Annotated in this window: 11 protein-coding genes and 2 pseudogenes; 3 read left to right on the forward strand and 10 right to left on the reverse strand. The window is 70.6% G+C overall.

From position 1 onward, the window contains the following. Positions 1-20: 20 nt before the first annotated feature. Complete coding sequence (locus tag KE274_RS15140) at positions 21-1,844, reverse strand: ABC-F family ATP-binding cassette domain-containing protein (protein ID WP_211545207.1); 1,824 nt, start codon at positions 1,842-1,844, stop codon at positions 21-23. Between the two features lie 44 nt (positions 1,845-1,888). After that, entirely contained in the window at positions 1,889-2,629 is a 741-nt protein-coding gene (locus tag KE274_RS15145; RefSeq protein WP_211545209.1) for an alpha/beta fold hydrolase, read from the reverse strand. A gap of 275 nt (positions 2,630-2,904) precedes the next feature. Here KE274_RS15145 and KE274_RS15150 point away from each other — a divergent pair. Then, positions 2,905-4,067, forward strand: a pseudogene (locus tag KE274_RS15150) (Cmx/CmrA family chloramphenicol efflux MFS transporter). A gap of 58 nt (positions 4,068-4,125) precedes the next feature. Here the strand turns inward: KE274_RS15150 and KE274_RS15155 are convergent. The 6 genes and pseudogenes from KE274_RS15155 to mgrA form a co-directional block, all read right to left on the reverse strand. Then, entirely contained in the window at positions 4,126-5,247 is a 1,122-nt protein-coding gene (locus KE274_RS15155) for a substrate-binding domain-containing protein (protein WP_211545211.1), read from the reverse strand. A 59-nt stretch (positions 5,248-5,306) separates the two neighbouring features. After that, a complete protein-coding gene (mmsB, locus tag KE274_RS15160; RefSeq protein ID WP_211545213.1) occupies positions 5,307-6,680 on the reverse strand; it encodes a multiple monosaccharide ABC transporter permease in 1,374 nt (457 codons plus the stop codon). Further along, positions 6,677-8,158, reverse strand: a pseudogene (gene mmsA / locus KE274_RS15165) (multiple monosaccharide ABC transporter ATP-binding protein); the annotation flags it as partial. The pseudogene mmsA and the gene mmsB, both read right to left, overlap by 4 nt. Positions 8,159-8,488: 330 nt before the next feature. Next, positions 8,489-9,502 (reverse strand): LacI family DNA-binding transcriptional regulator, encoded by a 1,014-nt coding sequence (locus tag KE274_RS15170; RefSeq protein ID WP_211545215.1) that lies wholly within the window; start codon positions 9,500-9,502, stop codon positions 8,489-8,491. A 110-nt stretch (positions 9,503-9,612) separates the two neighbouring features. After that, positions 9,613-10,545, reverse strand: a complete 933-nt coding sequence (locus tag KE274_RS15175; RefSeq protein WP_211545217.1) for a 4-(cytidine 5'-diphospho)-2-C-methyl-D-erythritol kinase — start codon at positions 10,543-10,545, stop codon at positions 9,613-9,615. 7 nt (positions 10,546-10,552) lie between these two features. Next, a complete protein-coding gene (gene mgrA, locus KE274_RS15180) occupies positions 10,553-11,620 on the reverse strand; it encodes an L-glyceraldehyde 3-phosphate reductase (RefSeq protein ID WP_211545219.1) in 1,068 nt (355 codons plus the stop codon). A 207-nt stretch (positions 11,621-11,827) separates the two neighbouring features. Here mgrA and KE274_RS15185 point away from each other — a divergent pair, with 207 nt between their 5' ends. Then, a complete protein-coding gene (locus KE274_RS15185; protein WP_211545221.1) occupies positions 11,828-12,658 on the forward strand; it encodes a carbonic anhydrase in 831 nt (276 codons plus the stop codon). Between the two features lie 81 nt (positions 12,659-12,739). On the opposite strand, the gene rsmA is transcribed toward KE274_RS15185, so the two are convergent. Further along, positions 12,740-13,588 carry a 16S rRNA (adenine(1518)-N(6)/adenine(1519)-N(6))-dimethyltransferase RsmA gene (gene rsmA / locus KE274_RS15190; RefSeq protein ID WP_211545223.1) on the reverse strand — a complete coding sequence of 283 codons (849 nt, stop codon included), beginning with the start codon at positions 13,586-13,588 and terminating at the stop codon, positions 12,740-12,742. A 54-nt stretch (positions 13,589-13,642) separates the two neighbouring features. Between rsmA and KE274_RS15195 the strand changes: the two genes are divergently transcribed. Further along, positions 13,643-14,926: an MFS transporter gene (locus KE274_RS15195; RefSeq protein ID WP_211545225.1), complete on the forward strand. Its 1,284-nt coding sequence runs from the start codon at positions 13,643-13,645 to the stop codon at positions 14,924-14,926. Here the strand turns inward: KE274_RS15195 and KE274_RS15200 are convergent. Beyond that, a complete protein-coding gene (locus KE274_RS15200; RefSeq protein ID WP_211545227.1) occupies positions 14,905-15,783 on the reverse strand; it encodes a TatD family hydrolase in 879 nt (292 codons plus the stop codon). The genes KE274_RS15195 and KE274_RS15200 overlap by 22 nt on opposite strands.

Below are 15,783 nucleotides of genomic sequence, written 5' to 3' on the forward strand. Positions count from 1 at the left end.
GGGACAAGGATATTCCGGTCTCAGCCGATCTGTTCGGTCAGTTCGAACCAGCGCAGCTCCAGCTCCTCGATCTCGGCCTCCTGCGCGGTGATCTCCTTCATCCGCTCCCCCAGCCCGGCGTAGTCGGACTGGTCGTGGTCGGCCAGCGCGTGCTTGGCGGCATCGACCTGAGACGTGAGCTTCTGGATGCGCCGTTCGAGCGCTGCGACCTCCTTCTGCGCTGCTCGGAGCGCGGCGCCGTCGAGCCCGGTCGCGGCGGAGGGCGACGTCGCCGCGACGGGCTTGGACGCCTCGGCCTCCACGCGCTCGCGCAGCCGCAGGTACTCGTCCACACCGCCGGGGAGGTGGCGCAGGCGGCCGGCGCCGTCCGGCCCCGGGAGGATCGCGTACTGCTGGTCGGTCACGCGCTCCAGGAAGTACCGGTCGTGGCTGACGACCAGGAGGGTGCCGGACCACGAGTCGAGCAGGTCCTCGATCGCGGCGAGCATGTCGGTGTCCATGTCGTTGGTCGGCTCGTCGAGGATCAGCACGTTGGGCTGATCGAGCAGCACGAGCAGCAGCTGCAGGCGGCGCTGCTGTCCACCCGACAGGTCCTTCACGGGGGTCGAGAGCTGCGCGGACGAGAACCCGAGCCGTTCCAGCAGCTGCCCGGGCGTCAGGTCCTGCGCCTTGGAGCCGGTGCCGAGCGTGTAGGAGGTGCGAAGGCCCGAGATCACGACGCGCACCGGATCGTTCCAGTGCGGCGTGAGCTCGTCGAGGCGCTGCGTGAGGGTGCGCACCTGCACGGTCTTGCCGCGCTTGACCCGGCCCTCGGTCGGCTCGACGGCACCCGAGATGAGCCCGAGCAGCGTGGACTTCCCCGCACCGTTCACGCCGAGGATGCCGGTGCGCTCCCCCGGTGCGATACGCCACTCCACGTCCTTCAGCACCGTCCGGGTGCCGCCGTCCCCCGTGGGGTAGGTCACGCCGACGTCGAGCAGGTCGACCACGTCCTTGCCCAGGCGAGAGACGGCGAGCGACTGCAGGGAGACCTTGTCGCGGATCTCTGGCACGTCGGCGATCAGCTCGTTCGCCGCGTCGATGCGGAACTTCGGCTTGCTCGTGCGGGCGGGGGCGCCGCGACGCAGCCACGCCAGCTCCTTGCGGGCCAGGTTCTGCCGCTTGGCCTCGGTCGCCGCGGCCATCCGGTCGCGCTCGACGCGCTGCAGGATGTACGCCGCGTAGCCTCCCTCGAAGGGCTCGACGATGCGGTCGTGCACCTCCCAGGTCTCCGTGCAGATCTCGTCGAGGAACCAGCGGTCGTGGGTCACTACGAGCAGCGCGCCGGAGTTCGCGGGCCACCGCTTCTTCAGATGCCCGGCGAGCCACGTGATGGCCTCGACGTCGAGGTGGTTGGTCGGCTCGTCGAGAGCGATCACGTCCCAGTCCCCGGTGAGGAGCTTCGCGAGCGACACCCGTCGCCGCTGGCCGCCGCTGAGCGAGCCGATGCGCGCATCCCACGGCAGGTCGCGCAGCAGCCCGTCGATCACGTCGCGCACCCTGGCGTCGCCCGCCCACTCGTGCTCCGGCACGTCGCCCACCACGGCCGCGCCGATCGTGAGGTCGTCCGGCAGGGTGTCGGCCTGGGTGAGCACGCCGATGCGGGTGCCGCCGCGCACCGTGACCCGTCCCGCGTCCGGCTCCTTGGTGCCGGCGAGCATGCCGAGCAGGCTCGACTTCCCGTCGCCGTTGCGGCCGACGATGCCGATCCGGTCGCCCTCCTCGATGCCGAGGGTCACGGAGTCGAAGACCACACGGGTCGGGTATTCGAGGTGCAGGGCTTCAGCCCCGAGAAGATGTGCCATGTCCTCTCCAGGGTAGTCGCGGATCCTGGGCCGCCCGCCCGCCCTCAGCGGGAGCCGAACAGCTCGGGCAACGCCGCCGTGAACACCTCGAAGTGGCTGTACCAGACCGTGTGCGCGGCGCCGGGGATGCTCCGCACCGTCACGCCGTCGTGCTCGAACCGCCGCGCGTCCTCGTCGGTCACCCACGCACTGGGCTCGGCGCGCACCACGATCGACCCCGGCGCCGCGGTCCAGTGGCCGTCCGCACCGCACGAGACCGAGGCCGCCGTGGCCGCGTCGAACCGCTCGGCCGCCCGCGCCTCCACCTCGGCGTCGGCGACGGAGTAGAACGGACGCGCCAGGCGCAGCGCCGCCGGTGACATCCGCGCACGGCGGTCGTGTTCGTACTGCGACACCAGCGCCGCGCGATCCTGCCCGCCCTGCAGCGCGAGCGCCGCATCCACGTACACCGCCAGGGCGGGGGCGAGCCGCGGGGCCGCCGCCGCGAGGACCGTGGCGCCGAAGGAGTGCCCGATCGCTGCGGCCAGCGGCACCGGGGTCGCGTCCGAGCGCGGAGCCAGGTGGCGGGCGAGCGTCTCGACCACCGCGACCGCGGCGGAGTCGATCGTGAGCTGCGCATCGCGCGGAGACAGCCCGTGCCCCGGCAGGTCGAGCGCGAGCACGCGGTAGCCCCGGTCGACGAGGACCGGCACGACACGGTGCCAGCTCTCGGCGGACCCCATCATGCCGTGCAGCAGCACCGCGATGCGATCCCCCGTCCCGGCTTCGACGACGTTCAGGAGCATCGCGTCAGTCAACCACGGCGGGTCTCGCGCCGTGATTCGACTTTCGGCCAGTTCTGCGGCGCCCCGGGCGGGCCGCGACGGGAGCACCTCGGTGCCTTCCCCCTAGAGTGGAGGCATGTCGAGCCCCGAATCAGACAGGTCGGGGGCTGCCGGTCACACCGCCAGCCCCGAGCACCGCTGATCACACCGTCCGCCGCCGCGCGGACGTCGGCCGACCCGGCGCTGGCCGTGGTGACGAGAAGACCCCTCTTCCCTCTCTCACCTCGGAGCCCTCGATGCCCTTCTCCCTCTATGCCCTCGCCCTGGCGATCTTCGTCATGGGCACCTCGGAATTCCTCCTCGCCGGTCTACTTCCCGCCATCGCCGCCGACCTCGACGTGTCGGTCGGGACTGCCGGACTGCTGATCTCCGCCTTCGCGCTCGGGATGGTGCTCGGCGCACCGCTGATGGCGGCGTTCGCCCGCCGGTGGCCGCCCCGATCGACCCTGCTCGTGTGCGTCCTCGTCTTCGCCGCCTGTCACGTGATCGGCGCCGTCACCTCGGTCTTCGGCGTGCTGCTGCTCACGCGCATCGTCGGCGCGGTCGCGAACGCGGGCTTCCTCGCGGTCGCCCTGACCACGGCGACCACGCTCGTCACGCCCGACCGCACGGGCCGCGCGGTGGCGATCCTGCTCTCGGGCACGACGATCGCCACGGTCGCGGGCGTGCCGGGCGGCGCGCTGCTGGGCACGGCATTCGGCTGGCGGGCGCCGTTCTGGATCATCGCCGCGCTGTGCGTCCCGGCGGCGCTCGGCGTGCTCCGGAGCGTCGCACCCCGGCCCGCGGAAGACCGGGCAGCGCGCGACCGGCCGCGGCTGCGCAGCGAACTCGCCCTCCTGGCGACACGGCCGCTCCTGGTGACGCTGGCGCTCGCGGCACTGGTCAACGGCGGCACCTTCGCCGCGTTCACGTTCCTCGCCCCCGTGGTGACCGAGGTCGCGGGGCTCCCGGAGCTCTGGGTGCCCGTGACTCTCGTCCTGTTCGGCGTCGGGTCGTTCCTGGGTGTCACGCTGGCCGGGCGCCTTGCCGACCGCCACCCCGGGGTCGTGCTGGCGTCGGCGGGCCACTGCTGCTGGTCGGCTGGATGGCGACCGCCCTGCTCGCCGTGCACCCGGCCGTGCTGCTGAGCCTCGTGCTCGTGCAGGGGGTGCTGTCGTTCGGCGTGGGCAGCACCCTGATCGCGCGGGTGCTCCTCGTGGCCGCCGGCGCCCCGACCATGGGCGGCTCCTACGCCACCGCCGCCCTGAACGTGGGCGCCGTCGTCGGGCCCGCGCTCGGGGCGGCCGCCCTGGCCACGGCCGAGGAGACGCTCGCGCCCCTCGGCGTCGCCACCGCCCTCACCGTGATCGCGCTGGGCCTCGGACTCCTCTGCCGCCGCACCCTCGTCGCGCGCCCGTGACGCGGACGAGCCGCCCGTCCCCGAGGGGACGGACGGCTCGTCGGGTGGAGCGGAGACGTTACTGGTACGACTTCACGATCTCCAGGAGGCTCGGGACGTTGGCGTACGCCTCGGCCGCGTTCTCCTTGGTCACGATGATCGGGTCGAGCAGGTACGAGGGGACGACCTTCGCGCCGTTGTCGTACTGCTCGGTGTCGTTGACGTCGACCTCCTCGCCCTTCTGCAGCTGGCCGACCATCTTGATGGCCTGCTCCACGAGCAGGGTGGTGTCTTTGTTGATCGTGGAGTACTGCACGCCCTCCATGATCGACTTCACCGACTCGACCTCGGAGTCCTGACCCGTGACGACCGGGACCGGCTTGCCGGCCTGCTGCACCGACGTGATGATCGCGCGGGCGAGCGTGTCGTTCGGGGACAGCACACCGTCGAGCACCGTGTCACCGCTGTAGGAGCCGGTGAGCAGCGTGTCCATGCGGTTCTGCGCGTTCTCCGCGAGCCAGCCCTCGGTGGCCGTCTGGGCGATCTCGGTCTGGCCGGAGACGACCTTGAGCGTGCCGTCGTCGATCTTCGGCTGCAGCACGTCCATCGCGCCGTTGAAGAACACGGCCGAGTTGGCGTCGTCCGGCGAGCCGGAGAACAACTCGATGTTGTACGGCGCCTCGTGACCGGCACGCTCGGCGAGGCCGTCCAGGAGCGCCTGGCCCTGGAGCTGACCGACCTTGAAGTTGTCGAACGCGACGTAGTAGTCGACGGCCTCGGTGTTCTCGATCAGACGGTCGTAGGCGATCACGTAGGCACCGGCGTCCTTCGCCGCCTGCACCTGCGTGGCCAGCTGCTTGCCGTCCTTGGCGCCGATGATGATGACCTTGGCACCGTTCGACACCATCGCCTGGATCTGGTTCTGCTGCTCGGCGACCGTGTTGCTGGCCGGCGCGTACTGCACGTCGGCCTTGAAGCCGGCCTCCTCGAGACCGTCCGTGAACAGCTTGCCGGCGAGGACCCAGTTCTCCGAGGTCTTGTCCGGCAGAGCGACACCGATCGTGGCGTCGGCGGCGAAGCCCTTCGAGGCCTCGTCGCCCGAGCCGGAAGCCGTGTCACCGCCGCGCTCCGAGGAGCAGCCGGTGAGGGCGAAGGCGCCCGCGACGACAAGCGCTGTCGCCGACAGAAGAATCTTCTTCATGTGATCTCTTTCTCTGGTGTGTGAAGGTCTCATCGCGCGTGCGCTGCGCGACTCGGCCCTTACTTTCCGCGCGTCTCCTCGACGGCGGGGGCTTCGTACTTCTGGCTGGTGGGGTAGTTCGTCTTGGTGGGATCGAACGTGTCGGTCGCCGGGTCCTGCTTGCGGCCGAAGCGGCGCGTGAGGAACCCGATGATCGAGGGACGGCCCTGCTGCTTGTTCCACACGTCGATGCCGACCGCGAACAGCAGCACGAGACCCTTGATCATCGCCACGACGTCGGCGCCCTGGCCGAGCAGCGCCAGGCCGTTGTTGAGGAAGGCCATCACCAGGCCACCGATGATCGAGCCGATGACGGTGCCGATACCGCCGGACACGGCCGCGCCACCGATGAACACCGAGGCGATCGCGTCGAGCTCCCAGCCGGTGCCGTCGTTCGGGCCGGACGCCTGCGAGCGGGCGACGAAGATCATGCCCGCGAGCGCCGCGAGGACCGACATGTTCATCATCACGAAGAAATCGACCCAGCGGTCCTTCACACCCGACAGACGCGCCGCCTGCCGGTTGCCGCCGACCGCGTAGATGTGCCGGCCGAAGACGGTGTTGCTGGTGATGAACGAGTACAGGATGACGAGGGCGAGGAGGATCAGGCCGGGGACCGGGAAGCTCGTCCCGGGGCGACCGGTCGCGAACATCCAGCCGGCGGCGAGAACCACGATCGACAGCAGCACCACCTTGACCGTGCTCACCCAGACCGGCGCGCTCTCCGAGCCCATCTTGTGCTGCACGCGGCGGGTGCGGATCTCCCAGAACACCAGCCAGGCCACGCCGAGCAGCGCCAGGATCATGGTCGGCACGTTGAAGGGCAGCGGCAGCGCGATCTCGGGCAGATAGCCGGTGCCGATGTACTGGAAGCCCTTGGGCACCGGGATGGTCTGCGCGTCGCCGATGAACTGCTGCGCGCCGCGGAAGAACAGCATTCCCGCCAGCGTCACGATGAACGCCGGTACCCCGACGTAGGCGACCCAGAAGCCCTGCCATGCCCCGACCAGAACACCGACGCCGAGGCCGAGCAGGATCGCGAGCGGCCACGGCAGCTGCCAGTCGGCCATCGACTTCGCCACGATGATGCCCGTGAACGCCGCGACCGATCCGACCGACAGGTCGATGTGCCCCATGATGATGACCATCACCATGCCGATCGCGAGGATCAGGATGAACGAGTACTGGTTGATGACGTTGATCAGGTTGCCCGGCGTCAGCGTCGCACCGGCCGGGTTGCGGAGCACGGTGAGGATCTCGAACAGCAGGATGATGACGATCAGGCTGCCGAGGATGCCGAACTGGCGCAGCGAGGAGGTGCCGCCGCCACCGAACATCTTGGTGATGTCCCTGAAGTGGAAGCCGCGCTTCGCGGAGGTCGTGTCGGTGGTCATGCTGTTGCTTTCTGGGTCGCGGAGGTCATGCTGCGCATGAGGTCCTCGGGGGTCGCCTGGTCGGCCGGGATGCAGTCGGTGACCCGGCCCTCGAACACGGTGTAGATCCGGTCGGAGATGCCGAGCAGCTCGGGCAGCTCGCTGGAGATCACGATGACGCCCTTGCCCTGTGCGGCGAGCTGGTTGATGATCGCGTAGATCTCGTACTTCGCGCCGACGTCGATGCCGCGGGTGGGCTCGTCGAGGATCAGCAGGTCGGGGTCGGTGAACATCCACTTGGCCAGCACGACCTTCTGCTGGTTGCCGCCGGACAGCTTGCCGACGCCCTCCTCGACCGAGGGGGTCTTGATGCGCAGCGCCTTGCGGTACTGCTCCGCGACCGCGAACTCCTCGCGCGCGTCGACCACGCCGTTGTGCGCGATCTTCGACAGCTTCGCCGCCACGATCGACCGCTTGATGGTGTCGAGCAGGTTGAGCCCCAGCACCTTGCGGTCTTCGCTCACGTAGGCCAGCCCGTGCTTGATGGCGGCGGCCACGTCGGGCAGCTCGATCTCCTGCCCGTCCTTCACGAGCGTGCCGGAGAGGAACGTGCCATAGGAGCGGCCGAAGATGCTCATCGCCAGCTCGGTGCGCCCCGCGCCCATGAGCCCGGCGATGCCGACGACCTCGCCACGGCGGACGTTGAGGTTCGACCCCTTGACCACCATCCGCTCGGGGACGGTCGGGTGCTGCACCCACCAGTCCTTGACCTCGAAGAACACCTCGCCGATCTCGGGCGTGCGGTCGGGGTAACGGCTTTCCAGCGAGCGGCCGACCATGCCGCGGATGATGCGGTCCTCGTTGATCTCGCCGCGGGAGATGTCGAGCGTCTCGACCGTGCGGCCGTCGCGGATGATCGTGATCTCGTCGGCGATCTGCTCGATCTCGTTGAGCTTGTGGCTGATCATGATCGACGCGATGCCCTTGGCCTTCAGACCGAGGATGAGGTCGAGCAGGTGCTGCGAGTCGTTCTCGTTCAGCGCCGCGGTGGGCTCGTCGAGGATCAGCAGCTTGACGTCCTTGTTGAGCGCCTTGGCGATCTCGATCAGCTGCTGCTTGCCGACGCCGAGCGTCTTGATCGGCACGTCGGGGTCTTCGTTGAGGCCGACGCGGGCGAGCAGCTCGATCGCGCGCTGCTTCTGCGCCTGCCAGTCGATGCGGCCGAAGCGGCGGATCTCGTTGCCGAGGAAGATGTTCTCCGTGACCGACAGCTCGGGGATGAGCGCGAGCTCCTGGTGGATGATGACGATCCCCGCCTGCTCGCTCGCGGCGATGTCCTTGAAGCGCTGCTCCTCGCCGTACAACAGGATCTCCCCGTCGTAGCTGCCGTAGGGGTAGACGCCGGAGAGCACCTTCATCAGGGTCGACTTCCCGGCACCGTTCTCGCCGCAGATCGCGTGGATCTCTCCGGGGCGGACGGTGATCGAGACGTCGGCGAGTGCTTTGACTCCGGGGAACTCCTTGGTGATGCTGCGCATCTCCAAGATCGGACCTGAGACGGTCGGCAACGTTGCTGTGGTGCTCACGGATCTTCCTCGCGACGTGCGGTCACCTTCGATGTGACCGTTCACATGGGATTACATCGTCGTCTTCGAAGGGGGCGCTGTCAAGTCGGCGCGGGCATTCCGTTTCGCGACCGTGACCTGGCCGCGAGCCACACGATCACGCGCGTCCAGGCCGCACCACGGATCGAAAGGTTTCGACGCGGACGGCCCCGCGCCGGTCGGAGCGGACCGGCGGCCGCCCCTCGCCGACACGCCCGGCTCGGCTCAGCGCGCGGCGGCGGACTCGCGCGCCCGCAGCAGCGTCTGCAGCGCGCCGAACGTGGGGGGCTCCTCGCCGCGGATCTGCGCCAGCAGGATGCGCACGGCGCGGCGGCCCAGTTCCGGGAAGTCCTGGTGAACGGTGCTCAGCGTCGGCGCCACGTGGGCCGCCACCGGGATGTCGTCGAACCCGATCACGCTGACATCGTGCGGCACCCGCACGCCCGCGTCGCGGAAACCGTGCATCAGCCCGATCGCCATCAGGTCGTTGGCCGCGAACACCGCCGTGAAGTCGCGCCGGCGCGACAGCTCCTTGCCCGCGAAGTACCCGAAGTCCGCCGTCCAGTCGCCGCGGATCGGCGGGAACGTGGGCAGATCGGCATCGCGCAGGGCGTCGAGGTACCCGCGCATGCGCGACTCCGCCTCGATCCAGTCCTGCGGCCCCGCCAGGTGCAGGATGTCGCTGTGCCCGAGCGTGATCAGGTGCTCCGTCGCAGCCTTGGCGCCCGCGACCTGATCCGCCGACAGGCTCACGCCGTCCGACCCCGAGGCCGTCTGCAGCGTGACGAACGGCATCGCGCCGGACATGCCGCGCAGGACATGGAACACGCGTACCTGCGGCGCCAGCACCACGATCCCGTCGACCTGCTCCCGCTCCAGCTGTCGCACGGCGTTGCCGATGGCCTCCGGCGTGGTCGCGGGGAGGTTGAGCGTCGAGACCGAGTACCCCTCCTCACGCGCCGCGTCCTCGATGCCCGCGATGGACGAGGTGGGCCCGAACTCGCCGATCGTGGCCGACAGGATGCCCAGCATGTTCGACTTGCTCGTCACCAGGGCGCGCGCCGCGAGGTTCGGCCGGTAGTCGAGCACGGCGATCGCGTCGAGCACCTTCGCCTTGGTCTCGGGCCGGATGCTCGGGTGATCGTTGAGCACGCGCGACACCGTCTGGTGCGACACCCCGGCCAGCCGGGCCACATCGCGGATGCTCGGCAGGCGGGCACGCTCGGAGGACGTGGACATCACTGCCTCCTCGCGTGTGCACGGTCACATCGTCACTTCATTATGACCGCCGAGGGCGCGCCGTGCATCCCGCGGCCGCGCCGGCCGGGGGTGGGGCTGACGCGACCGTGTCAGCCGACGATGCGCGCACCGGGGACCGGCCCGTGCACGTGTAGCGGGTCGAAGCCGTCGTCGCGCAGGCTGTTCTGCACCTTCTGTGCGGTCTCCGGATCGGGGCACAGCAGCGCCACCGTGGGCCCCGAACCCGAGACGATCCCGCGCAGCGCGCCCGCCGCGACCCCGCGGTCGATCGTGTCGGCCAGATCGGGCCGCTCGTGCAGTGCCGCCGACTGGAGGTCGTTGTGCAGCGCCTCCGCGAGCTGCCGCGAGTCGCCCGTGCGCAGCGCCTGCAGCACCGGGATCGGCACGTCGAGCGACAGGGGCGGGTCGTCTGCGAGCGCCCCCTCCTCCTCCCGCAGCAGGTCGAGCCGCTCGTACACCACCGGCGTCGACAGGCCCTGCTCACTCGTCACCAGCAGCCAGTCGAAGCGTCCCCGCGCGAGGGCGGGGTTCAACTGGTCCCCGCGTCCCGTGCCCACCGCCGTGCCGCCGTGCAGCGCGAACGGCACGTCCGCCCCGAGGCGCGCCGCCAGGTCGTGCAACCGCGCGGGAGACAGGCCGGTCCCCCACAGTGCGTCGCACGCGACCAGAGCCGCCGCGGCATCCGCAGAGCCGCCCCCCATGCCTCCCGCCACCGGCACGCTCTTGCGCACCTCGAGCGCGACGCCGCCGCGGTGCTCGGTCGCCGCGGCGAGCAGCTTCGCGGCGCGCATCGCGAGGTTGCGGTCGTCGAGCGGCACGGAGCCGTCGTCCTCGACCCCCGACACCGTGAGCGAGAAGTCGTCCGCCGGGCGCGCGATCACGTCCTCGTACAGCGACACCGCCTGGAACACGGTCGCGAGCGCATGGTAGCCGTCGTCGTGGCGGCCGCCGACCCCCAGGTAGACGTTGATCTTCCCCGGCGCGCGCACGTGCACGGATCCGGCGGCCGAGGCGAGGCTCATGTCCGGGTCACAGATCCGACGAGGTGGCCCAGAGGTTCACGTCGATCCCTCCGGAGAGCTCGTCGATGCGGGCGAGCTCCTCCGCGGTGAACTCGGGACCGTCGAGCGCCGCGAGGTTCTCGTCGAGCTGCTCGGGGCGGGAGGCGCCGATCAGCGCCGACGCCACGACGGGCGTGCGCAGCGTCCACTGCAGCGCCAGCTGCGCGAGCGACTGCCCACGGCCCTTCGCCACGTCGTTCAGCGCCCGCAGCGTCTGCACGGCCTCGTCGCTCAGCTTCCCCTTCGGGAGCGAACCGCGCTGCTGCGCACGGTCGGCCGTGCCGTCGCTCAGATACTTGTCGGTGAGCAGGCCCTGCGCGAGCGGGGTGAAGGCGATCGCGCCGAGGCCCGATTCCTCCAGCGTCTGCGTGAGCCCATCCTCGATCCAGCGGTTGAGGATCGAGTAGGCGGGCTGGTGGATCACCAGCGGGGTGCCGAGCTCGCGCGCCACGGCCACCGCCTCGGCGGTGCGCTCGGCGCTGTACGACGAGATGCCCACGTAGAGCGCCTTGCCCTGCCGCACGAGCGTGTCGAGCGCGGCGACCGTCTCGGCGACCGGGGTGACCGGGTCGACGCGGTGGGAGTAGAAGATGTCGACGTAGTCGAGCCCCATGCGCGTGAGCGACTGCTCGGCGCTGGCCAGGATGTACTTGCGGCTCGCGTAGTCGCCGTAGGGCCCCGGCCACATGTCCCAGCCCGCCTTGGACGAGATGATGAGCTCGTCGCGGTACGGGCGGAAGTCCTCCGCGAAGATGCGGCCGAAGTTCTTCTCGGCGGAGCCGTAGGGCGGACCGTAGTTGTTCGCCAGGTCGAAATGCGTGATGCCCCCGTCGAACGCGTGGCGCAGCAGCGCGCGCTGGTTGTCGAGCGGGATGTTGTCGCCGAAGTTCCACCACAGGCCCAGCGAGATCGGCGGCAGGTACAGCCCGGACGACCCCACCTGGCGGTAGTCGAACCGTCCGTAGCGGCCCTCGTCGGCGGCATACGGGCGGTGGAGCTCGGGAACATCGGGACGGAAGCGGGGGGAGTCGGTCACGGTGCCAGATTACCGGGCGGTGCGACGCCACGGGCATCTCCGGGTTTCGTCGCCTACACTCATGCCGCTCGGACGCCGCGGGGCAGTGACAACTGGCCGTCCGAGCGCTCCCGCAGTTCACCAGGGCCTCGGCCCGACGGTGTCGCGGTGTGGCGCGCGGCGATCCGCTGTGCCTGCACCGCGCGCCGCACTCTCCGAAGGAACATCATGAAGATCCGCCCCGCTCTCGCCCTGTCCGCCGCCGCCCTCGCGGTCGGTGCCCTCGCCGGGTGTGCCCCGGCCGCCACGAAACCGGCCGCGTCCGCGTCGTCCGCCTCCCCCTCCCCCGGCTCCTCCGCCCACGCCGACTGGTCGTACCGCGGTGCCAACGGCCCGGAGCACTGGGGGGCGTTCGGCGCCGCGTGCGAGAACGTCGACAGCTCCCACGAGTCGCCCATCGCGATCGACACGTCGAGCGTGCAGACCGGCACCGCCGACCAGAGGGTCGTGACGCACTACACCGCCGCGGCGTTCGACATCGAGAACAACGGCCACACGATCGAGGCGATCCCCGAGGACACGGCGGCCAACTCGGTCGAGGTCGACGGGAAGAGGTACGACCTGCAGCAGTTCCACCTGCACGCGAGCAGCGAGCACACGATCGACGGGCGCACCGCTCCCGCCGAGCTGCACCTGGTGCACAAGGCCGACGACGGCTCGATGCTCGTCCTCGGTGTGATGCTGCAGGCCGGACCGGAGAACACGGCCCTCGACGAGTTCTTCTCCTCGATCACGACGACGGTGAGCGAGAAGGGCACGCCGCTGCGCCACGAGATCGACCCGACCGCACTGATCCCGGCGGACGGCCTGAGCGTGCAGTACGACGGCTCGCTCACCACGCCGCCGTGCACGGAGGGCGTGCGATGGAACGTCTACCTCAACCCGGTGACCGTGTCGTCGGAGGAGCTCGCCGCGTTCACCGACGTGTATCCGGACAACCACCGACCGGTGCAGCCGCTGCACGACCGCGTGCTGACCGAGATCCCCTCCGGCGCCTGAGCCCCGCGCGGGCCGTCTGACGGAGCACCGCCGGGTTCCCGCGCCGCAGCGGGAGCCCGGTGGCGGGGTGACGCTCGGGCCTCAGGCGACGGGCGCGTGCTGCGCGATGCGCTGGTAGTCGTCGACCGTGAGGTCTTCGCCCCTGGCCGTCGGAGCGACCCCGGCGGCGACCAGCGCCTCCGTCGCGGCCGCCGAGCTGCCGAACACGCCGGACAGCGCCTGGCGCAGCATCTTCCGGCGCTGGTTGAACGCGGCGTCGACGATCGTGAACGTGCGGCGCCGCTCCTCCGCGGACCCCCGCTCTCCCTGGGCGCGGTCGAAAGCGACCAGGAGGCTGTCCACGTTCGGCACCGGCCAGAACACCTGGCGGGACACGGTGCCGGTGAGCCGCCAGTCGCCGTACCAGGCGGCCTTCACGCTCGGGGAGCCGTAGATCTTCGACCCGGGCTTCGCCGCCAGCCGCTCGGCCACCTCGGCCTGCACCATCACGACACCGCGCTGCAGGTACGGGAACGTCTCCAGGAAGTGCAGCAGCACGGGAACCGACACGTTGTACGGCAGGTTCGCCACCAGCACGCCCGGCTCGCCGGGAAGCTCCGTCACCCGCAGGGCATCGGCATCGACGACCGTGAGCAGGCCGTCGGCCACCCCGTGCTCGGCCGCGGTCTGCGGAAGACGGGCGGCGAGACGGTGATCGATCTCCACGGCCGTGACCGCCGCCCCCGCCTCCAGGATCGCGAGGGTGAGCGAGCCGAGACCCGGGCCGACCTCGACCACGCGCTCCCCCGGCTGCACGCGCGCGGCCTGCACGATCTTGCGCACGGTGTTGGCGTCGACCACGAAGTTCTGCCCGAGCTTCTTGGTGGGGGTGACATCGAGCTCGGCGGCCAGACGGCGGATCTCGGCGGCTCCGAGCAGGGTGACGGTCATGCGTCCATTCTCGCCGAAACCCCGAGCGTCGCCGGCACTCGCTATCCTGCGGTGATGCCCTCCCTCGGTGAACTGATCGCTCCGCGGCGCATGGGCAGGGACTTCCGGTGGCTGCTCGCGTCGTCGTGGACGAGCAACATCGGCGACGGTGTGGCGCTGGCCGCCGCTCCCCTGCTCATCGCGTCGCTGACCTCGTCGCCGATCCTGGTCGCCTCCGGCGCGATCCTCCAGTTCCTCCCGTGGCTGCTGTTCGGGCTGCACGCGGGAGCCATCGCCGACCGCTTCGACCGGCGGCGCCTCGTCATGATCGCGAATGCCACGAGGGCGGTCGTGCTCGCCGCCCTGTGCGTGTTCCTCGTCACCGGGGTCGCGAACATCGCGGTCGTGCTCGCCGTGGCGTTCCTCTACGGCACGGCCGAGGTGTTCGTCGACACCACCAGCAGCACCCTGCTGCCGATGATCGTGAAGCCGGACGACCTCGGCGTCGGCAACGCCCGGCTGCAGGCCGGATACCTCGTGGCCAACCAGTTCGCGGGGCCACCGCTCGGGGCGTTCCTGTTCGCCGCGGGTCACGCGTGGCCGTTCCTGCTCGAGGTGCTGTGCGTCACGCTGGCGGTCGTGCTCATCTCGCGCATGGCCCGCACCCCCGTGCCGCCCCGGGCCGACACCGCCGCGCACCCGCCCGTGCACACCGACATCGCCGAGGGACTGCGCTGGCTGTGGCGCAACCCGCCCGTGCGCATGCTCGTGCTCATCATCCTCGTGTTCAACGTCACGTGGGCGGCGCCGTGGGGGGTGCTGGTGCTCTACGCCACCGAGCACCTGCGCATGGGCGCGGTCGGCTACGGCGCCCTGACCACGGCCTCCGCGGCGGGCGGCATCCTGGCGACGTTCAGCTTCGGATGGCTCGAGCGGCACGTGTCGTTCGCGACGCTCATGCGCATCGTGCTGTCGCTGGAGGTGCTCATGCACCTGGCGTTCGCGCTCACCACGGCCGGATGGGTGGCGCTGATCATCATGTTCTTCTTCGGCGCCTACGCGTTCGTGTGGGGGACGATCTCCACCACGGTGCGCCAGCGCCTCGTGCCGGCCGAGCTGCAGGGGCGCGTCGCCTCGGTCAACATGGTCGGGGTGTTCGGCGGCATGATCGTCGGCCAGGCCCTCGGCGGCGTGATCGCCCAGGTGTGGGGCCTCACCGCGCCCTGGTGGTTCGCGTTCGGCGGGGCGGCGCTCACGCTGCTGCTGGTGTGGCGGCCGATCTCGCAGATCGTCAGCGCGAAGCCCGTCGCCCAGACCGGACCGGACGACGTCGACGCTCAGTCGGTGAAGGAACCGTAGACGCGGAGGGTGTTCTCGGCGAGCTGCGCGGACAGCTCGTCCACCGGGAGGTCGAGCTCGGCCGCGAGGAAGCGCACCGTGATCGGCACGAGGTACGGGGCGTTCGGGCGTCCGCGCAGCGGCGTCGGCGTGAGGAACGGCGCGTCCGTCTCCACCAGCAGGCGGTCCAGCGGCGTGACCTTCAGGGCGTCCCGCAGGTTCTGCGCGTTCTTGAACGTGACGTTGCCCGCGAACGACAGGTGGTAGCCCGCATCGGCGCACACCCTGGCCATCGCGGCATCGCCCGAGAAGCAGTGGAACACCGTGCGCTCGGGGGCACCGACGCGGGACAGGGTCTCGAGCACCGCGTCGTGCGCGTCCCTGTCGTGGATCTGCATCGCGATGCCGTGCTTCTTCGCCAGCGCGATGTGCGCCTCGAACGACTCGAACTGCGCGCCGCGGCGCTCCGGTTCCGTGCGGAAGAAGTCGAGCCCGGTCTCGCCGATGGCCCGCGTGCGCGGGTGCGCCGCGAGCTCGTCGATCACCGCGATCGCCTCGTCCAGGCGCCCCTCCTCGGCATAGGCGGGGGCATCGTTCGGATGGATCGCCACCGCCGCGAGCACCCGCGGATCCGAGGCCGCCGCCTCGACCGCCCAGCGCGACGACTCGATGTCGCCCGACGCCTGCACGACCCCCGCGATGCCCACGGCCTCCGCCCGGTCGAGCTGCTCCGTGAGGCCGAGCGGCTCATCGCCGTCGAGGATCTCCAGGTGCGCGTGGTTGTCGTACACCGGCACGCGCAGCGGCTCGGGCGCGGCGGGATAGCGCAGATCCTTCCGCCCGTCGCCCGAGCGCTCGCGCACGTACGTGTCGGCCAT

The sequence above is a fragment of the Microbacterium paraoxydans genome (assembly GCF_018224615.1).
GTDB classification, from domain to species: domain Bacteria; phylum Actinomycetota; class Actinomycetes; order Actinomycetales; family Microbacteriaceae; genus Microbacterium; species Microbacterium paraoxydans_B.